Origin of the sequence: Actinoplanes siamensis (assembly GCF_016862395.1) — a bacterium.
Taxonomy (GTDB): domain Bacteria; phylum Actinomycetota; class Actinomycetes; order Mycobacteriales; family Micromonosporaceae; genus Actinoplanes; species Actinoplanes siamensis.
The window spans coordinates 1-18668 of record NZ_BOMW01000014.1 but is presented as its reverse complement, the minus strand read 5'-3'; the positions used below and the strand labels follow the sequence as shown (position 1 = coordinate 18668).

Annotated in this window: 18 protein-coding genes; 11 read left to right on the top strand and 7 right to left on the bottom strand. The window is 73.7% G+C overall.

What is annotated here, in order from left to right; translation table 11 throughout:
* The first annotated feature begins 51 nt into the window (after nucleotides 1–51).
* The 3 genes from Asi03nite_RS06520 to Asi03nite_RS06510 are packed head-to-tail and all read left to right on the top strand — an operon-like array spanning nucleotide 52 to nucleotide 3794.
* A complete protein-coding gene (locus Asi03nite_RS06520) occupies nucleotides 52–1800 on the top strand; it encodes a DUF4012 domain-containing protein (protein ID WP_203677512.1) in 1749 nt (582 codons plus the stop codon).
* Nucleotides 1801–1828: 28 nt separating this feature from the next.
* Nucleotides 1829–2383, top strand: coding sequence for a hypothetical protein (locus tag Asi03nite_RS06515; protein WP_203677511.1), 555 nt, complete (start codon nucleotides 1829–1831; stop codon nucleotides 2381–2383).
* A gap of 46 nt (nucleotides 2384–2429) precedes the next feature.
* Entirely contained in the window at nucleotides 2430–3794 is a 1365-nt protein-coding gene (locus Asi03nite_RS06510; protein ID WP_203677510.1) for an MFS transporter, read from the top strand.
* Between the two features lie 120 nt (nucleotides 3795–3914).
* On the opposite strand, the gene Asi03nite_RS06505 is transcribed toward Asi03nite_RS06510, so the two are convergent.
* From Asi03nite_RS06505 to Asi03nite_RS06495, 3 genes are all read right to left on the bottom strand, one after another.
* The gene (locus Asi03nite_RS06505) at nucleotides 3915–5018 is read right to left on the bottom strand and encodes an alpha/beta fold hydrolase (RefSeq protein ID WP_203677509.1); all 1104 of its coding nucleotides are present in this window, start codon (nucleotides 5016–5018) and stop codon (nucleotides 3915–3917) included.
* Between the two features lie 192 nt (nucleotides 5019–5210).
* Nucleotides 5211–6476 (bottom strand): erythromycin esterase family protein, encoded by a 1266-nt coding sequence (locus tag Asi03nite_RS06500; protein ID WP_203677508.1) that lies wholly within the window; start codon nucleotides 6474–6476, stop codon nucleotides 5211–5213.
* Nucleotides 6477–6583: 107 nt separating this feature from the next.
* Nucleotides 6584–7393, bottom strand: a complete 810-nt coding sequence (locus Asi03nite_RS06495) for a hypothetical protein (RefSeq protein WP_203677507.1) — start codon at nucleotides 7391–7393, stop codon at nucleotides 6584–6586.
* Nucleotides 7394–7579: 186 nt separating this feature from the next.
* Here Asi03nite_RS06495 and Asi03nite_RS06490 point away from each other — a divergent pair, with 186 nt between their 5' ends.
* The 5 genes from Asi03nite_RS06490 to Asi03nite_RS06470 are packed head-to-tail and all read left to right on the top strand — an operon-like array spanning nucleotide 7580 to nucleotide 11245.
* Nucleotides 7580–9160 carry a Ycf46 family AAA ATPase gene (locus tag Asi03nite_RS06490; RefSeq protein WP_203677506.1) on the top strand — a complete coding sequence of 527 codons (1581 nt, stop codon included), beginning with the start codon at nucleotides 7580–7582 and terminating at the stop codon, nucleotides 9158–9160.
* Nucleotides 9157–9597 (top strand): hypothetical protein, encoded by a 441-nt coding sequence (locus Asi03nite_RS06485; RefSeq protein ID WP_203677505.1) that lies wholly within the window; start codon nucleotides 9157–9159, stop codon nucleotides 9595–9597. Before Asi03nite_RS06490 ends, Asi03nite_RS06485 begins: the two co-directional genes overlap by 4 nt.
* A complete protein-coding gene (locus Asi03nite_RS06480) occupies nucleotides 9594–9821 on the top strand; it encodes a DUF2997 domain-containing protein (protein WP_203677504.1) in 228 nt (75 codons plus the stop codon). The genes Asi03nite_RS06485 and Asi03nite_RS06480 overlap by 4 nt, the downstream gene beginning before the upstream one ends.
* On the top strand, nucleotides 9802–10644 hold the full coding sequence (locus Asi03nite_RS06475; protein WP_203677503.1) for a ComEA family DNA-binding protein: 843 nt from the start codon (nucleotides 9802–9804) through the stop codon (nucleotides 10642–10644). Before Asi03nite_RS06480 ends, Asi03nite_RS06475 begins: the two co-directional genes overlap by 20 nt.
* The gene (locus Asi03nite_RS06470; RefSeq protein ID WP_203677502.1) at nucleotides 10637–11245 is read left to right on the top strand and encodes a 4Fe-4S single cluster domain-containing protein; all 609 of its coding nucleotides are present in this window, start codon (nucleotides 10637–10639) and stop codon (nucleotides 11243–11245) included. Before Asi03nite_RS06475 ends, Asi03nite_RS06470 begins: the two co-directional genes overlap by 8 nt.
* Nucleotides 11246–11410: 165 nt before the next feature.
* On the opposite strand, the gene Asi03nite_RS06465 is transcribed toward Asi03nite_RS06470, so the two are convergent.
* Nucleotides 11411–11806, bottom strand: a complete 396-nt coding sequence (locus Asi03nite_RS06465; RefSeq protein WP_203677501.1) for an NUDIX hydrolase — start codon at nucleotides 11804–11806, stop codon at nucleotides 11411–11413.
* Between the two features lie 46 nt (nucleotides 11807–11852).
* Here Asi03nite_RS06465 and Asi03nite_RS06460 point away from each other — a divergent pair, with 46 nt between their 5' ends.
* Nucleotides 11853–12317 carry a GNAT family N-acetyltransferase gene (locus Asi03nite_RS06460; RefSeq protein ID WP_203677500.1) on the top strand — a complete coding sequence of 155 codons (465 nt, stop codon included), beginning with the start codon at nucleotides 11853–11855 and terminating at the stop codon, nucleotides 12315–12317.
* A gap of 110 nt (nucleotides 12318–12427) precedes the next feature.
* Here the strand turns inward: Asi03nite_RS06460 and Asi03nite_RS06455 are convergent, their stop codons facing one another.
* Both Asi03nite_RS06455 and Asi03nite_RS06450 read right to left on the bottom strand, forming a co-directional pair.
* Nucleotides 12428–13846, bottom strand: a complete 1419-nt coding sequence (locus Asi03nite_RS06455; protein ID WP_239102477.1) for a PP2C family protein-serine/threonine phosphatase — start codon at nucleotides 13844–13846, stop codon at nucleotides 12428–12430.
* Between the two features lie 161 nt (nucleotides 13847–14007).
* On the bottom strand, nucleotides 14008–14322 hold the full coding sequence (locus Asi03nite_RS06450) for a type II toxin-antitoxin system PemK/MazF family toxin (RefSeq protein ID WP_203677498.1): 315 nt from the start codon (nucleotides 14320–14322) through the stop codon (nucleotides 14008–14010).
* 188 nt (nucleotides 14323–14510) lie between these two features.
* Here Asi03nite_RS06450 and gnd point away from each other — a divergent pair, with 188 nt between their 5' ends.
* Both gnd and Asi03nite_RS06440 read left to right on the top strand, forming a co-directional pair.
* Nucleotides 14511–15950, top strand: a complete 1440-nt coding sequence (gene gnd / locus Asi03nite_RS06445) for an NADP-dependent phosphogluconate dehydrogenase (RefSeq protein WP_203677497.1) — start codon at nucleotides 14511–14513, stop codon at nucleotides 15948–15950.
* Nucleotides 15951–16072: 122 nt separating this feature from the next.
* Nucleotides 16073–17089, top strand: coding sequence for a toast rack family protein (locus Asi03nite_RS06440; protein ID WP_203677496.1), 1017 nt, complete (start codon nucleotides 16073–16075; stop codon nucleotides 17087–17089).
* Here the strand turns inward: Asi03nite_RS06440 and Asi03nite_RS06435 are convergent.
* On the bottom strand, nucleotides 17073–18668 hold a 1596-nt coding region (locus Asi03nite_RS06435; RefSeq protein WP_203677495.1), incomplete at its 5' end, for a putative bifunctional diguanylate cyclase/phosphodiesterase. The two genes, Asi03nite_RS06440 and Asi03nite_RS06435, sit on opposite strands and share 17 nt — an antisense overlap.

The following is an 18668-nucleotide window of genomic DNA, read 5'->3' as shown; positions in this document are numbered from 1 at the left end:
ATCAACCGCATTATGCGGACTTAAATGTGCACAGGAGGAGGTTTCTGATTTATGACCGGAAAGCGCCTGGCCTTTGCCGCTTCCACCGTCGCGCTGGTCACGCTGCTCGCCGGCGCCGGCTCGGCGGGCTCCCGGGCGTTGTCCGCCCGCGACCACCTGCGAACCGCGCAGAGCCTGGTCCAGCAGCTGCAGCGGGAGCTGCTGGCGATGGACCCGGACGCGGCGGCGGGCACGCTCGGCCGGCTGCAACGCCAGACGCGGGCGGCCCGGGCGGATCTCTCCCACCCGGGGGTACGGATCGGCGCCCACCTGCCGATGGCCGGTGACGACCTGGCCGCCGCCCGGACCGTCACCGCGGTGCTGGACGATCTGGCGCACGACGGGCTCCCACAGGTCGTGGCGGCCGCCCGGCTCGTGCGGGAGCTGGGGATCGGCCGTGACCCCGGGCCGCTGCGCCGGGCGGCGCCCGGACTGGCCCGCGCGGAGCTGGCGTTCCGGCGGGCCCGGGCGACGATCGGGGCGATTCCCCGGGCCGGGCTGGCCGGTCCCGTACGCCAAGCGGTCCTCGACCTCGAGGATCGGCTACCGGACGCGGTGCGCCTGCTCGGCGTGGCCGCCCGGACGGCCGCGCTGCTGCCGGGCCTGCTCGGCGACAGCGGGCCGCGCACCTACCTGGTGCTGTTCCAGAACCTCGCCGAGGTGCGCGCCACCGGTGGGATGCCGGGGGCGTTCGTGGTGGTACGCGCCGACCACGGGCGGATCCGGATCGCCGATCAGGGCAGCGCCACCGGGCTGCGGCCGTTCGCGCGGCCGGTGCTGCCGCTGTCCGCCTCCGACCGGCAGCTCTGGACCGACAAACCGGCTGTCTACCCGGCCGACGTCAACCTCACCCCGCACTTCCCGACCGTCGCGCGGCTGGCCCGGGAGATGTACCGGCGGCGGTCCGGGACGACTGTGGACGGGGTGTTCGCGACCGATCCGGTGGCGCTCTCCTACCTGCTCGGGGCGCTCGGGCCGGTGCCGGTGCCGGGCGGGGCGACGCTCCGGGCGGACAACGCCGTACGGCTGCTGCTGTCCGAGATCTATGCCGCCCGCAATTCCGCGCGAGGGCAGGACGCCTACTTCGCCGCGGCGGCGCGGGCGGTGTTCCAGGCGGTGCTGCGCCGGCCGCCGGAACCGCTCACGCTCAAGGACGCGCTGGTCCGGGCGGCAGCCGAGCGGCGGATGCTGGTCTGGAGCGCGCACGAGCAGGAGAACCGGCTGCTGGACGGCACCACGCTGGACGGGGTGCTGCCGGAGCGCGACGGGGACCGGCCGGCCGTGGGGGTGTTCCTCAACGACGGCAGCGGCGCCAAGCTCGGGTACTACCTGACGCACAGCGCGCGGCTCGCGGTGACCCCGGCGTGCCGCCGCGACGGGCGGCGGGAGATGACGCTGCGGGTGGTGCTCGGCTCGACAGCGCCCCGGAGCGGGCTCTCCGCGTCCGTCCTGGGGCTGGGCCTGGCCGGCGACCCCTACACCACCCGGACCAACGTCTCGGTCTACAGCCCGGCGGGCGGCGCGGTGACGGGGATGCGGGTGGACGGCGCCGCGACGTCGTTCGGCTCGGGCCGGGACCGGCGGCGGGCGGTCGGGACGGTGACCCTGGACGTGCCGGCGGGCGGGCGGCGCGTGCTGGACGTGACGCTGCTCAGCGGATCGCCGGGCGCCCGGGTGCGGCCGCGGCTCTGGTTGACCCCCGGCGTCGCCCCGTGGGCGCAGTTGATCGATTCCGGGGACATCTGCCCGGCAAGCCGCTAATTTCGGGTTTGTGAGTTTTCTTCGGTCTGTGAGTCTTCTGGTCGCCTCGTTGACGGCGATCGTCATATCAGCTCCGGTCGCCCACGCCGCCCCTTATCCGGCCGAGCCGCCGGCCGCGGCGGTGTCCAGCGGAATCGTCGAGCCCGGTGGCAGCGTGACGTTCTCCGGTGGCGGCTTCCTGCCGCGTGAGCGCATCACGATCACCGTGAGCTACGGCGCCTCGGACAACGAGGCGGCGTACCGGCCGGCGGCCGGCGCCGGCGGCGGCTTCGTCCCCGTCGCGCGGCAACTGTCGCTCCACACCAACGCCGACGACAACGGCGACTTCCGCATCTCGGTCCCGCTGGCCGAGGCCGGCACGGCGACCCTGACGGCCACCGGCCAGACCTCCGGCGTGACCGCGACCAGCACGGTCGAGGTCACTCAGGAGGCCTCGGCGCCGGCCGAGCCGCCGGGGCAGGCCCTGCCGACCACCGGCCCCGCCGGCCACTCCGCGCTGATCACCATGGCCGGCGGCCTCGGCGCGGTGGCGGTCGGGGCCCTGCTGATCTGGGTCGCCCGCGCCCGGCGCCGCGAGGTGTGACGAAGCTCCCCGGCTGACCCGGCGGTGGCGCGGCTACAACTGACGGGTGCCCCGCCGCCACCTGGTCCTGGCGATCTGCTGCATGAGCCTGCTGATCATCAGCCTGGACGTCACCGTCATGAACATCGCGCTGCCGGCCGTCCGGGAGGATCTCGGCTCCTCGGTCTCCGGCCTGCAGTGGACCATCGACGCCTACACCCTGGTCTTGGCCAGCCTGCTGGTCCTGTCCGGCTCGACGGCGGACCGGGTGGGCCGCCGCCGGATCTTCCAGACCGGCCTGGCCCTGTTCACGGCGGCGTCCCTGCTCTGCAGCATCGCGCCCAGCCTGGGCTGGCTGATCGCGTTCCGGATCCTGCAGGCGATCGGCGGCTCGATGCTCAACCCGGTCGCCATGTCGATCATCACGAACACGTTCACCGAGCCGCGGGAGCGGGCCCGGGCGATCGGGGTGTGGGGCGCGGTGAACGGTTTCGGCCTGGCCATCGGCCCGGTGGTCGGCGGCTTCCTGGTGCACGGCCTGGGCTGGCGCTCGATCTTCTGGATCAACGTGCCGGTCGGCGTCGGCGCGCTGATCCTCACCGCGCTGTTCGTGCCGGAGTCCCGGGCGCCCCGGCCGCGCCGGCTCGACCCGGCCGGCCAGCTCCTGGTCCTCCTCCTGCTCGCCGGGATCACGTTCGGGATCATCGAGGGGCCGGACGTGGGATGGTCCGCGCCGGAGATCGCCGGGTGCTTCGCCGTCGCCGCGGCCGCGCTGACCGGCCTGCTGTGGTGGGAGCCGCGCCGGGCCGAGCCGCTGATCGAGATCGGGCTGTTCCGCCGGCCGCCGTTCTCCGGGGCGGTGCTGATCGCGATCTGCGCGTTCGCGGCGCTCGGCGGGTTCCTCTTCCTGAACACTCTCTACCTGCAGGAGACCCGCGGCCTGTCCGCGCTGCGGGCCGGGCTGTACACGCTGCCGCTGGCCGCGGCGTCGGCGCTGCTGTCGCCGCTGGCCGGGCGGCTGGTCGCGGCCCGCGGGACGCGGTTGCCGCTGGCCGTGGCCGGGACCGGGATGGCCCTCGGGATGCTGCCGCTGACCTGGTCCGGGCCGCACACCCCGGCGTGGCAGCTGCTGACCGGGTACCTGATCTTCGGGATCGGCTTCGCGATGGTGAACACGCCGATCACCAACACCGCGGTCTCCGGGATGCCGCGTGAGCGGGCCGGGGTGGCGGCGGCGATCGCCTCCACCAGCCGGCAGGTGGGCAGCGCGCTCGGGGTGGCCGTGATCGGGGCGGTGGTGGCCTCCGGCAGCCCGCGCGCGGGCTGGTGGATCCTGTTCGGCCTGGGGCTGGCGGTGCTGGTGCTGGGGCAGGTCAGCACCGGCGCGTGGGCGCGTGAGCGGGCTGTCGTGGTGACGGGCGTGAGCGCGTGAGGCCCGGGGCGCACGCCCGGCCCACGGCCCTCCCCGCCGCGCAACCGATCCGCGGCGGGCGGCCCGTGCGGCGACGGCTGCGACCCGGCGTGGGCAGACGCCGGGCCACAGTTGCCCACCTCAGGCGAAGCGGGCCGCGACCCAGTCGGCCACCGGGTCCGCGGACAGGGTCACCGAGGAGTCGTGGGTCGCGCCGTCGATCACCTCGAACTGCACCGGCTGGCTGTACGCCTGCAGCTGCGGAATGAGCAGCCCGGCGGTGATGTCGTAGGGCACCGCCTCGTCCGCCGTGCCCTGCACCACCAGGATCGGGGCGGTCGGCGCGGTCTGCGCCGGGTTGTCGTACTGGGCGAGCTTGGTCAGCACCTGGTCCGGCAGGACGCCGTTGACGACGAGCTCGGACGCCGTCAGGTTCTGGAACGCCGTGAGGATCTCGTTCAGGCAGCCGGTGGACAGCACGCCGATCTTCGCCTTGGCCGGTGCCGCCAGCACGGTCAACGGCTGCACGCCCGGGTCCACCGCGTTCAGCCCGTACAGCGCCATCACCAGATATCCCTGCACCGGCGTCCCGGGGATGTACGGCGCCAGATAGTCCGCGTTGGAGAGCGGCGCGATGCTGGCCGTCCCCTTGAGAACCAGGTTCCCGTCGTACGCCGTCGCGATCTGGCTGGCGAACAGCGCGCCCTGCCCGCCCTGCGAGTGGCCGTCGATGACGTACTGCGTGCTCAGCGCCGGATCCAGGTTGCGGGCCGCCTTGACGCTGTCGATGATGGCCCGCGCCTCGCTGTTGCCGATCAGGTACGGGTGCTGACCACCCGTACCCAGTCCCGGGTAGTCGGTGGCGGCCACGGTGAAGCCCCGGTGCAGCAGCGCGGCCACCGCGGCGCGGGCCTCCGGCCAGAAGACGTCCTGGTTGGTCGAGGGCGCGCACTGGTAGGCCAGCCCGGTGGTGCCGTGCGCCCAGGCGACGACCTTGTTCTTCTTCCCGGTCTTCGGGGTGAGCACGAGCCCGGTCGCGGTGACGGCGCTCCCGGAGATCGAGGTGGACAGGTACTGGACGCGCTTCCCGGTCGACAGTGCGGACAGCTCGGCCGGCAGGGTGGCGGCCGAACTGGTCAGCACGTACCCGGACGCCAGCGCCGCGGACGCCGGTGGGGCGGCCGCGACGGTCACCCCGCACACGCTCACCAACGCGGCGAGGAGCAGGCGGACGATCTTGTTCATGGGCACCCCGTTCTCAGGCTGGGAAGGCTCCGATGTGGATGATCGGATGAACGCACAGCGTAATGCGGGTCACATTGGTATGGACTGCATTCCCGGCCAGAGACTCATGGCCCTTCAGACATCAGCGCACGTCACTAGGCCGATGGAGGGACGCCATTGCAAAGATCGATTTAATCGTCGCTTCAAACGCGATTACACACCGCTCGGATACGTCTCCGGTTCGTGCGCGTTCACCCGGAGCGTGTGCAGCGGCCGCAGGGCCCGCGTCTCGTCGAACCAGAGGAAGGCGTCGTAGCGGTCGCCGAGCACGGTGGGCACATAGTTGGCCCACCGCTCCCGCTCCGGGCGGTAGACGACGCCGATCGCCCGGTGCGGCAGGACCGTGGTGAGCAGGTCGGGCTGGCCGTCGGCAGGGAAGACGAAGAGCGCGTCCCGCGGCGCGGTCAGGTGCAGGATTTCCTCCAGGGAGCCGGGCCGGGCCGGCGGCACCCGCATCGCCTCCATCGGCTGCCCCCACTGCGGCCCGGCCACCACGCTGCCGCGGTAGCAGCCCATGCCGACCAGCAGCACCTCGTCCCAGCCGAACCGCTCCCGGGCCAGCTGCCCGAGCGTTTCCTCGCCGTGGTCCGCCTGGTCGGTGCCCCGCGCGTCGCCGACGTGCGTGTTGTGCGCCCAGACCACCGCCCTCGCCCCGGGACCGTAATGGGTGAGCAGCCGGTCCAGCGTCTCGTCCATGTGCCGGTCGCGGCCGTTCCAGGCCTCCGGCCCGCCGCGCACCATGCTCCGGTAGTAGTTCTCCGCGCCCGCCACCACCGCGGCGTTCTGCCACACCCCGAAGTCGCTGCCGCGCAGCTCGGCGAGCATCGCGACGACCTTGTCCTCGCAGGTGGCGTTCACAAACTGGGTGGCCCAGCCGTAGGCGTTCGGATCCTCGCCGAACGGCTCGAAGCAGCGGTACGCGTCCAGGGCGACCGGCACCCGGTCCGGGTCGTGCTCGCGCAGCCAGGTGAGCACCTCCCGCATCGACTGCCAGAGCGAGTAGACGTCGAGCCCGTGGAAGCCGATCCGGCCGGCCGGCGGGCGCGGCCGGTTGAACCCGTGCAGCCAGCGGGTGAAGTCGACGAGCTCCTCGTTGGCCCACATCCAGGTCGGCCACCTGTCGTAGCGGACCAGCGCGGACCGCGGGTCGGCCGGCGCGCCCGGGCCGCCGCGGACCGCCTCGTTCACCCGCTCGCAGTCCGGCCAGTCGCCCTCCACCGCCACGAACGAGAAGCCGCGCTCCGCGATCAGGCGCCGGGTCAGCGCGGCGCGCCAGGTGTAGAACTCGTGCGTTCCGTGGGTGGCCTCGCCGATCATCACGACCCGCGCCGACTCCGCCCGGTCCAGCAGGATCTCCAGATCACCCGGATCCCGCAGTTCCCGCGCGATCGACGCCACCTCGTCCCCGTACCGGATCATTCCCGAACCAGTACCCGCCGCATTCGCCGCCATACATCCGATTTTTCGGATGTTTCCGATGGTCCGTTCTTCTCATTTTTCAAAAGACGCTCGGACAGTACGGCGGATCAATCGTCCGCGGCGCCCACGAGTGCCGGAGAACCGTTCCTCGGATGCGCCTTTCCCAGCTTCAGGGCGGCGAGGTCGATCGCCTGGCCGGGGGCCGGCGGCCGGATGCCCCGGAACGTCGCCCCGAAGCTGTCGAAGACCAGGCCCGCCGCCCCGGGCGACTCCAGCAGCAGCGGGTACGGCTCGCCGCGGGCCGCCACGTACAGCACGTTGTCCCCGTCGAGCAGCGCGATCGCCGGCACCCCGCCGATCACCCGGGTCCCGCCCTTGCGCACCGGCCCCTCCGGCTTCAGCAGCTCCCGGACCGTGACCGCCGGGTGGAAGAACCCGGCCAGAGCGGCGTTCGCGCCGGTGTCCGCCTTGATCCAGCGGTCGCCCAGCACCCGCCGCGCCCGGCCGGACGGGTCCGCCCGGTGCCAGAACTCGGCGCCCGGGCGCAGATAGCAGTGCCCGCCCACGGCGAGCAGTTGCCCACTCGACCCGGGCAGCAGCACCGTGCCGACCATGTCGTTCCCGGCGATCCGCAGGTCCAGCACGGCCTCGCCGGCCGGCGGCGGCGCCGGGACCACCAGGCCTGCGGCGACGCCGCCCTTGAGGTGGAACGAGCCGGCCCGCCGCAGCGCCTCCCCGGCCCGGGCCAGGATCGCGTCGGCGCCCAGGCCGGCGAGCTCGCCGCGCGACGGCGTCGGCGCGGGCGTCGCCGGCGACCGGACCGGCGGCGGCGCCGGGTTCGAGCGGTCGGTGCCGCAGCCGCCGAGCGCGGCGACGGCCAGCGCGGCCAGGACCACCCGTAGGACGGACTTGTTCACCAGACGTGATACCCCCGTGATCGGCGCGCCGGGACCGCTGCTTGATCGCCGGGTGCGCTCGGTGCGGCCGCGACGATATCCAACGGTGTCCAACCGTCCAAGATCGAGTAGCCGGGTGACGGTGCCGCTCCGTTGCCGCCCGACCATAAAATGTCCGGGATCACGCCACACGGACGGGGAAGCTCGATGTCGTTTCCGGAGACCTTGGCGCAGCTGCTCAAGGCCCGGTTCCCGGTGCTCTACGTGGAGACCTCCGAGGAGCAGCGCGCCCTGCACCAGATCGCCGCGGTGGCCGGCGACGAGGTGCTGGTCCGCAAGCCACGGGCGATCTGGACCTGGTCGGTCACCGGCGGCCTGATCGAGCCGGACGGCAGACCGCGTTCCGGCGGCCAGCGGGCCACCGAGGCGCTGCGCGCGGTCCAGCGCGTCGAGGAGCCGGCCGTCTTCGTCTTCCGCGACCTGCACCCGATGCACGTCGACGGGCAGTACCCGCAGAACATGGAGGTCGTCCGCCTGCTGCGGGACGTGGCCCAGACGTTCCGGTCCGGCGCCCACGCGCGCACCCTGATCCTGCTCTCCCCGGTGCTCCACATCCCGGCGGAGCTGGCCAAGGATGTCACGATCGTCGACTTCCCGCTGCCCGGCGCCCCGGCCCTGCGCACCCTGTTGGACGCGATGATCCAGGCGAACACCGCGACCGGGCGGCTGCGGGTGGCGCTGGACGAGAGCGGGCGGGAGCGGTTCGTCGCCGCGGCGGCCGGGCTGACCATGCAGGAGGCGGAGAACGCGTACGCCCGGGCGATGGTCGACGACCCGGTGCTCGACGACGCCGACCTGCACCTCGTGCACGACGAGAAGCGCCAGGTGGTACGCAAGAGCGGCGTCCTGGAGTTCGTCGACGCCGGCATCGGCCTGGCCGACGTCGGGGGCCTGGAGAACTTGAAGTCCTGGCTGGTCAAGCGCAACGGCTCGTGGCTGCCCGAGGCCGCCGAGTACGGCCTGCCGGCGCCCCGCGGCGTGCTGATCACCGGCGTCCCCGGCTGCGGCAAGTCGCTCACCGCCAAGGCGATGGCCACCGCGTGGCACCTGCCGCTGCTGCGGATGGACATCGGCCGGCTCTTCGCCGGCCTGGTCGGCTCCAGCGAGCACAACATGCGCTCGGCGCTGCGGGTGGCGGAGGCGGTGGCCCCGTGCGTGCTCTGGATCGACGAGATCGAGAAGGGGTTCGCCGGCGGGACCGGCGGCGACTCCGGCACCGGCGCCCGGGTCTTCGGCACCTTCCTCACCTGGATGCAGGAGAAAAAGCGGCCGGTGTTCGTGGTGGCGACCGCCAACGACTTCGAGGGGCTGCCGCCCGAGCTGCTCCGCAAGGGCCGGTTCGACGAGGCGTTCTTCGTCGACCTGCCGAGCCGGTCGGAGCGGGTCGCGATCTGGGGCCTGCACCTGGCCCGGGCGCTGCGGCACCCGCGCGCCGCCGGCGAGCTGACCGCCGGGGACGGGCTGCTCGGCGAGCTGGCCGGGCTGACCGAGGGGTATTCGGGCGCGGAGATCGAGCAGGCGGTGACCGTCGGGCTGTTCGACGCGTTCGCCGAGCGCCGGGCACTGCGCCGGGACGACCTGGTGCGCGCCGTGATGAGTATTGTGCCGCTCAGCGTCACCCAGGCCGAGCGGATCGACGGGTTGCGCGGCTGGGCCCGCAACCGGGCCGTGTCGGCGACCTCGACCGACGACTGGGATTTCCGCAACGAGACGGGGAGTCGAAGGTGAGTGTTTCACTGCTGCTGGTGCCGCTGGCACTGGCCGGGGCGGCGGCCGTGCAGGCCCGCGCCGAGCGCCTGCACGACGGCCGGTCGGTGGTCCGGGTCGGCACCCGGATGCGTGACGTCACACTGCTGGCGGACGCGCTGCGCGACACCGGCGCCACGGTGACCGCCGGCGCGGACGCGGTCACCGCGGTCTGGGGCGGGCAGGTGCTCGCGTTCAACCGCGGCGGCGACGGCATCTGGTCGGCGCACGCCACCGGGATGACCCAGGAGCGGGCCGTCGAGCTGGTCACCGAGGTGGACGCGGCGTACGGGCGGCGGGTCCAGCAGGCGGTCCTGGAACGGATCCGGGAGCAGGCGCCGGCCGCGGGCCTGCGGCTGGAGTCCGAGTCGGTGCGCGAGGACGCCAGCGTGCGCCTGGTCTTCGAGGTGCAACGGTGACGGGCGGCCCGGGCCGGCCGCGCATCGTCGTCACGGTCAGCGGGGACGGCCAGGTCAGCGCCGAGACCCTGGACATCCTGGGCGACGAGTGCCTGGACTACATTGCCGTACTCGAGGACCTGGTCGGCGGCGCCGTGCGGGACAGCTCGTACACCGCCGACTTCACCCGGGAGGCACAGCACGTGCAGGAACAACAGGTGAACCGTGACGTGGACCCCGCCTGACGGGAGTCACCCGGGCCATCCCGGCCGGCCGGTCGCGCCGCCGCCGGCCGGCCCGGCCAAGCTGTCCTGGCGGCTCGGCCACAGCGCCTGGGTACTCTTCCCGATCGCCGGTTTCGGCTGCCTGGGCGGGCTCGGCTTCCTCTACGTCGGCATCCGCGCCCAGCGGCCCGGGTGGTGGATCCCGGGCGTGCTGTACAGCGTGCTCTGCTGGACCGGCATCATGCTCGGCGGCCAGGTGAAGCCGGACAGCGTCGCGCAGGACCTGCTCTACACGTGCTGGATCATCGCCTGGTTCGCGAGCATCGTGCACGCGTTCGTGATCAACCCGGCGTGGCTGCGCTGGCGGGCCGGTTACCGGCCGTGGTATTCGCAGCCGCCGCAGACCGCGTGGGTGGGGCCGCCGCAGCCCGCCCCGCAGCAGCTGCCGCCGTACCTGCAGGGGGCGGCTCCGCAGCCCCAGGAGTACTACAACGCCCCGCCGCAGCCCTCTTACGGTGCTCCGCCGCAGGCGCCGTACACCGCCCCGCCGCAGGTTTCCCACGACGCCCCGCCGCCGGCCTACCAGCCGCCCGCCCAGGTGGACGTCAACACCGCGGCCGAGCAGGATCTCGCCATGCTCCCCGGTTTCACCCCGGCGCGGGCCGGCCAGGTCGTCCAGGTCCGGCGGAGCCGCCGCGGCTTCGTCAGCGTGCACGACTTCGCCGCCGCGGCCGCCCTCGCCCCGCACGAGTTCGCGGCCATCCGCGACCGGTTGACCTGCAGCCCACCGGTCCCGCCGGACGACACCCCGCCCGGCCCGTACGGCCGCATCGTCGATGTCTGAGCCGCCTGAGGTGCGGCTGGCCCGGTTCCTCGACCGCACCCGGGCGGAGGGACCCGGCGAGCGCACCGCGATCTGGGTGCAGGGCTGCTCGATCCGCTGCCCGGGCTGTTTCAACCCGCACCTGTTCACTGCCCGCGGCGGCGTACCCACCCGGCCCGCCGAACTGGTCGAGCGCATCCTCGCCACCGGCACCGGGGGCGTCACCCTGCTCGGCGGCGAGCCCTTCGACCAGGCCGAGGGTCTGGCCGCGGTGGCTGCCGGGGTGCGGTCCGCCGGCCGCTCGGTGATGACCTTCACCGGATTCGAGTACGACGACCTGCGGCGCCGCGACGACCACGGGGTGGCCGCCCTGCTGGCCGAGACGGACCTGCTGGTCGCCGGCCCGTTCCGCCGCGAGCTGCTGGACCACGACCGGCCCTGGGTCGGCTCCACGAACCAGCGGTTCCTGCACCTCACCGGCCGGCTGCGGGAGGACGCCGGACCGGACCGCCTGGAGGTGACCGTCTCGGCCGCCGGCGAGATCGCGGTCAACGGCTGGGCCGACACCGACACGCTCGACGCCCTGCTGGCCGACATCCCCCGCCGCCGGATCAAGCCCTGACGGCACCGGCGCCGCACGGAGCCGGAGCAACGCCGCCGCGGACCAAGCCCTGACAGCACCGGCGCCGCACGTTTCCGTGGCGTCCGAGCCGGCCGGCACACCTGATCGGCCCGGGTCGCGCACCCCCGCGAGCGGCGCCGGCTCCACCTCCGCCGGCGACGGCCGCTACCGCGGCGGCAGCAGGGCGAGTGTCGCGGCGAGCTGGGAGTGCCGGGGAGCCGGCAGGTCGTCCGGGGTGCACCAGGTGAGCTCGTCGAACTTGTGCGGCTCGCCGACGCGTACCCGCGAGGGGTCGACCCGGACCGCGAAGACGATCGCGACCCAGTGGTCCTCACGCACCACGTTCCGCACCCCGAGCTGGGTGATCTCCAGCGGGGGCGCCACGTACTCCTCGGTCACCTCACGGGTGACCGCCTCCTCGAACGTCTCGCCGAACTCCAGCGCGCCGGCACCGCAGTCCCAGGTGCCGGGCTCGTCGCGGGCCTGGGCGGAGCGCCTGGCCAGCAGGATCCGGCCGGCGCCGTCGTGGCAGACGAAGACACAGGAGACCGAGGGCCGCACCGCGACATCCTGTCATAGGCCGCGGAATCTCTGGGATCATGGGTCGGTGGACGAGATCGAGATCCACCCGGTGCAGCCGGCCGACACCGGGGAGATCCTCACCCTGCAGCTCGCGGCCTACGTCGCCGAGGCGCAGCTGTACGACGACCCGCACCTGCCGGCCCTGGTCCAGTCGTTCGACGAGCTGGCCGCGGAGCTGCGCGACAGCCTGGCCCTGAAGGCGGTCCTCGGGCACCGCATCGTCGGCGCGGTCCGCGGGCATCTGGACGGCTCGGTGCTGCGCATCGCCCGCCTGATCGTGGCCCCGGATCTGCGCGGCCGGGGCATCGGCACCCGCCTGCTCGCGGCGATCGAGGCGGCCGGGGATGGGCAGGCGGAGTGGTTCGCGCTGTTCACCGGGCATCTGAGCAGTGCGAACATCCGGCTCTACGAGCGGCACGGCTACGAGGAGACGCACCGGGAGCAGATCCGCCCCGACCTCACCCTCGTCCACCTCACCAAGGAATCCTGACCCACCCGGTCCGCGGCGGCAGCCGCGAAGCCGGCCGGTCCGCGGAGGTCCCTCGACCCCGCCGGACACCGCCCAGCGCCAGCCGCGGGACGGCGGCCGGGCGCCAGGCGTCAGTTGCGGCCGATCAGGCGCCGCAGGTCGCGCGTGCCGCCGGTGGACGGGCGCGCGGCCAGGATGCAGGTGTCGTCGTCCGGATTGGCCCGCCGCAGCCGACCGACCAGCTCGGGCAGCGGCCGGTACGGCGCGGCGCGGACCGCGTCGTCCACCGCGGCGATCACCGCGTCCAGCCCGGTGTCCAGACTCTGCCCGCGGTGCTCGACCAGCCCGTCGGTGTAGAGCAGCAGCACGTCGCCGGGGCGGAACTCGGCCACCGCGGCGGTGTACCGGGCGTCCTCCACGACGCCGAGCATCGGGCCGCCCGGGCGGGCCAACGGCGTGGTCCGGCCGTCCCGGCAGAGCAGCGGCGGCGGGTGGCCGGCCTGCGCCCAGACCAGCTGCTGCCGGCGCGGGTCGAAGCGGGCGAGCACCGCGGTCGCGGCCAGTTCCGGCGACTCGCGCTCCAGCTCGCAGGTGAGCCGGTTGAGGTGTCCGAGCAGGATACCCGGGTCACTGTCCACCACGGTCAGCGCGCGCAGGGCGTGCCGCAGCTGGGCCATGTTGCTGGCGGCCTGGGTGCCGTGGCCGGCCACGTCGCCGACGGCGAGCAGCACGGTCCCGTCGCGCAGCGCGGCCGCGTGGAACCAGTCGCCGCCGACCATGGTCTCCTGCCCGGCCGGCAGGTACCGGACCGCGGCCTTGAGACCGGGCAGCTCGATCGGCTCGTCCGGGATCGGCAGGATGATCTGCTGCAGGCGCAGCGTCAGGTCGTGCTCGGCGCTGGTGGCCCGGCGCTGCTCGTCGAGCTTGCGCTCCACCTCGGCCAGTCGCTGCGCGCTGACCGGCTGCTCGGTGACGTCCTGGACGATGCCGAAGAGGCGTACCGGGCGGCCGTCGGCGTCCCGGACGGTGTCCGCGACCGTACGCAGTCTCCGGATCCGGCCCTTGATCCGGACCCGCTGGACCAGCTCGACCCGGTCCCGGCCCTGTGCCGCCGCGAGCGCCGCCTCGCGCAGCGAGAGGCCGTCGCCGGCCGCGGCGTGCCGCCCCTCGGCGCGGGTGAGCGGCCCGAGCGCCGGGTCGCGCTGGTAGATCCGGTAGAGCTGGGGCGACCAGTAGACCTCGCCGGTGACCAGGTCCCACTCGCCCCAGCCGAGGCCGGCCAGCTCCTCCACCGCGGCGAGCCGGTCGACGAGGAGGTCGCCGGCGGGGTGCGGCGCAGGGCCGTCCGCGGCGTCGAGCAGCCGGATCACCCGGCCGGCCACGTCGGCCGGGTCGCGGCGCTGCTCGGCGGCGATCCGCAACAGGTGGTGGTACGCGTCGGCGATCCGGCAGCGGGCCCGGCCAGCCAGCAGCCCGACCGCCCGCTCGATCGCGGCGCGGTCGCCGGCCCGCCGATCACCGATCGTCTCCACGAACGCCCGACCACCCACCCGACGACCTCCCCGCGCCACCTTCCGGTTCCTGCTTACGCCAGCGCGCGGCGCGGTCGCATCCCCCGATCATCCGGGCCCGGCCGCTGCCTGCGGCCCTGATGGGACAGTCACCCGGTCGGGCGTAAGGCTTTCGGGGATCCTCCCGGGCAGAGCGGGACTCAGATCTCGAACAGGTCCCGCATGGCCTCGGTCAGGCGGGCCATGCTGGCGCCGGTGACCATGCCGATCCGCTCGGCGCCGACCGAGGCGGGCAGCCGGCGCATCCGGTTGACCACCACGACGCCGGTGATCGGGTCCTGTTCGGTGAGGGCGACCGCGAACGGGGGGAGCTCGGTGACGCCGCGCTGGCGCACTATCGGCGCGCAGTACGGTGACGCGTTGTCCCGCTCGTTGTAGCTGTCGGCGGAGAGCACGAGAACGCGGTAACGCAGGTCGGAGCGGTCGCCGATGGTCCAGATCTCGCCCCGGCGCATGTCAGCACCGAGCGGATGACGGCACGGCCCGCAACGACATGGCAGGAAGCGTACCGCCGCGCGGATCTCTGCCGCGTTCACCCCGCCCCGGCATGTTCATTACTTGGACGTGATCGAACCGCGGCCCGCCCGATCCCGTAGAAAGGACTGCGGGGCCCGTGACGGGCCGGCTACGAGAGGACGCAGGAATGTCGCAGAAGGCGCAGATCGGAGTCACCGGCCTTGCGGTGATGGGCCGCAACCTGGCCCGCAACTTCGCCCGGCACGGGCACACCGTGGCGGTGCACAACCGGTCCTACGGGCGCACCAAGGAACTGGTCGACCAGTTCGGCCACGAGGGCACCTTCATTCCGGCGGAGAGCGCCGAGGACTTCGTGGCGGCCCTGGAGCGCCCCCGCCGCGTGGTGATCATGGTGAAGGCCGGCCCGGCCACCGACGCCGTGATCGAGGAGTTCGCCCCCCTGCTGGAGGAGGGCGACATGCTGATCGACGCGGGCAACGCGCACTACGCGGACACCCGGCGCCGGGAGGCCGCGCTCAAGGCCAAGGGCCTGCACTTCGTGGGCATGGGCGTGTCCGGCGGCGAGGAGGGCGCGCTGCACGGGCCGAGCATCATGCCGGGCGGCCCGCGGGAGTCGTACGACGCGCTCGGCCCGCTGCTCGAGGACATCGCGGCCAAGGTGGACGGCGAGCCGTGCTGCACGCACGTCGGACCGGACGGCGCCGGGCACTTCGTGAAGATGGTCCACAACGGCATCGAGTACGCCGACATGCAGCTCATCGCCGAGGCGTACGACCTGCTGCGCCAGGTGGGCGGGCTGTCCCCGCAGGAGATCGCCACCACGTTCGGCGAGTGGAACTCCGGCCGGCTCGGGTCGTACCTCATCGAGATCACCGCCGAGGTGCTCAAGCAGACCGACGCGTCCACCGGCCGGCCGTTCGTGGACATCGTGCTGGACCAGGCGGAGCAGAAGGGCACCGGCCGCTGGACCGTACAGGCCGCCCTGGACCTGGGCGTGCCGGTCAGCGGCATCGCCGAGTCGGTCTTCGCCCGCGCGCTGTCCGGCGGCGCGGACGTGCGCAAGGCGGCCGCCGACGCCGGCCTGCCGGGTCCGTCGGCCGGGGCCGAGCACGCCGGTGGGGACCTGCGGGCGGACGTCGAGCAGGCGCTGTTCGCTTCCAAGATCGTGGCGTACGCCCAGGGCTTCCAGCAGATCCAGGCCGCCAGCAAGGAGTACGGCTGGGAGATCGACCCGGGCGCGATGGCCAAGATCTGGCGGGCCGGCTGCATCATCCGGGCCAAGTTCCTGGACTTCATCAAGCAGGCGTACGACAAGCAGCCGTCGTTGACCACGCTGCTGGTCGACGACTACTTCCTGGACGCGGTCAGCGGCGCCCAGGACGCCTGGCGGCGCGTCGTGGTGACCGCGGCCCAGCAGGGCATCCCGGCGCCGGGCTTCGCCTCCGCGCTGGCGTACTACGACGGCCTGCGCGCCAAGCGCCTGCCGGCCGCCCTGATCCAGGGCCAGCGTGACTTCTTCGGCGCGCACACCTACCACCGGGTGGACAAGGAGGGCTCCTTCCACACCCTGTGGGCCACCGACGACCGCACCGAGGTCGACGCCTGATCCCGCGCAGTCCGGTGACGCCCCGGCCGCCCGGCCGGGGCGTCACCCTTTTCGCCGCCGCACCGATCCGCGCCCGCCCGGCGTCCGTAGTCATGACCGAGGCGATGGGAGCGCGATCACCGATGAGCGACGACGATCCGGGGCTGGATTCCCGGCGGATCCTGATGCAGCCGATCCCGGCCGGGCCGCAGGAGGACCGGCTGGATCCGACCGCCGAGTGGCCGGCGCCGCGGGAGTTCCCGGAGGAGGACACCGATCCCCACGGGTTCACCCCGATCGACCCCGCCGCCCGTCCGCCAGCCGGCGACCCGTTCGACGACCCGGCCCTCACCTCGGCCTGTCCCCTGCCCGGCTGGACCGCGCCACCGGACCTCGCGCCCCTGTCCGGCAGGGGCAGCCGCCGGAGACCGCTGCTGATCGTCGCCGCGGCGGCGCTGCTGGCCGCCCTGGCCACCGCGTTCGTCCTGGTCCCCCGCTCAGCGCCGGACACCCGGCCATTCGCGGGCGGCGCCCGGCCGGCCACCGGCGACCAGGCTCTGACCGGTCCCCGCAACGGCCTGACGGCCGCCTCCTTCGCCGTGCTGGACAGCGCCACCCGGATCGAGCTGACCGCCGCCGATCTCGGCGGTGACCTGTTCCGGATCACCTCCCCGGAGAGCGGCGGCCTCACCCCGTCGGTGGAGCAGGACGGCGACGCCCTGCGGCTGCGCCTGCGCCCCGGCGGCAGCAGCAGCGGCGGCGGCGCCACCGTGGCCATCCAGCTCAGCTCGCGGGTCCGCTGGACCCTACGGCTGGACGGCGGCACCGCCCGGAGCACTCTGGACCTGACCGGCGCGGACCTCGCCGCGCTGGACCTCAACGGCGGCGCCGGCCGGATCGACCTCACCCTGCCGGAGCCGCACGGCATCGTCGGGGTCCGGATGACCGGCGGCGTCGACCAGTTCCGGGTGCGTCTGGCGAAAGCCACCCCGATCCGGGTACGCGTCGACTCCGGCGCCGGTCAGGTCACTCTGGACGGTGCCACCCACCAGGGTGTCGCCCCGGGCCGGTCGTTCACCGCCAACGGCTGGGGCCGCGACGGGACCGGCATCGACCTGCGCGCCGCCGCCGGCCTCGCCGCCCTCACCGTGACGAGCTGAGCTCTGCCCCGGACACCCCGGCCCGGACCGGCGCGGCGGCCAGCAGCCCAGCGAACTCCTCCGCGGGCAGCGGCCTGGCCAGGTGGAAACCCTGCCCGTACCGGTAGCCCATCTCCCGCAGCCGGGCCTGCTGCTCGGCGTTCTCGATGCCCTCGGCCACCGCTTTGAGCTGCAGATGCTCGGCGAGCTGGGCGACCGCCGCGGCCACCGCGAGGCGGCCCCGGTCGGCGCCGTCGGCGATCCCGTCGACGAACGACTTGTCCAGCTTGAGGACGTCCACCGGGAACGCCCGCAGCAGGCTGAGCGACGACTGCCCGGTGCCGAAGTCGTCCAGCGCCAGCCGGACGCCCAGGTCGTGCAGCGCCTGCAGCGTCTCCCGCACCTGCCACCCGTCCACCACCGACGACTCGGTGACCTCCAGGATCAGGTGCCGCGGGGTCAGCCCGGTCTCGCTGAGCACCGCGGCCACCTCGTCGACGAAGCAGGCCCCGCGCAGCTGGCGCACCGCCACGTTGACGTTGATCGCCTCGACCGCCGCGTCGCCGAACTCGGCACGCCACCGGGCCAGCTGCTCGCACGCCTCGCGCAGCACCCAGGAGCCGAGCGGGACGATCAGGCCGGACCGCTCGGCGACCGGGATGAAATCGCCGGGCGAGACGAAGCCGCGCTCCGGGTGCTGCCAGCGGACCAGCGCCTCGGCCCCGGCCAGCAGGCCGGTGCTCAGGTCGAACACGGGTTGGTAGACCAGCCGCAGCTCGCCGCGGAGGATCCCGTTGTGCAGCTCGCTGGCCAGGCGTGCGTGGTGCACCATGTCCTGGCGCATCCGCGGCTCGAACCGTACCCAGGAGGCCTTGCCCGCCTCCTTGGCGGCGTACATCGCGATGTCGGCGTTGCGCTGCACCTCGTCGGCGGTCTCACCGGCGGCCGCGATCGCGATGCCGGCGCTGGCGTGCAGCAGCAGCTGCTGGTCGTTGATCCGGAACGGCCGGCCGATGCCGGCCAGCAGGCGCGCCGCGGCCGTCTCGGCCTCGGCCGGCTCGTCGACCGGCAGCAGCACGGCGAACTCGTCGCCGCCCAGCCGGGCCGGCAGCTCGCCGGGCCGGCAGTGCTCGCGCAGCCGCTGCGCGACCTGGACGAGGAGCTGGTCGCCGGCCGCCGGGCCGAGCGTGTCGTTGATCATCTTGAAGTCGTCGACGTCGATCAGCAGCGCGGTGGCCGGCTCGTGCGCCTCGATCCGCTCGTCCAGGTCCACCGCGAAGCGGGTGCGGTTGGGCAGGCCGGTCAGCTTGTCGCTGAGCGCAAGCCGTTCCAGCTCGGCCTGCTGCCGGCGGATGCCGCGCAGGGCGACGTTGTTCTCCCGCAGGCTGAGCAGCTGGCGGGCGACGACGAACCCGGCGATCAGCACCGCGCCGATGATCACGGTGCGCTGCCGGGAGCTCATGTCCTGGGCGCTGACGCTGATCACCAGGATCGCGGTGGCGGTGACAGCGACGAACGGCAGCAGGTTGAACATCGAGTGCCCGGCGAACGCGACGGCCCGCCGCGGCGGGGTGGCGGGCGCCCGCCGCTGCAGGTACGC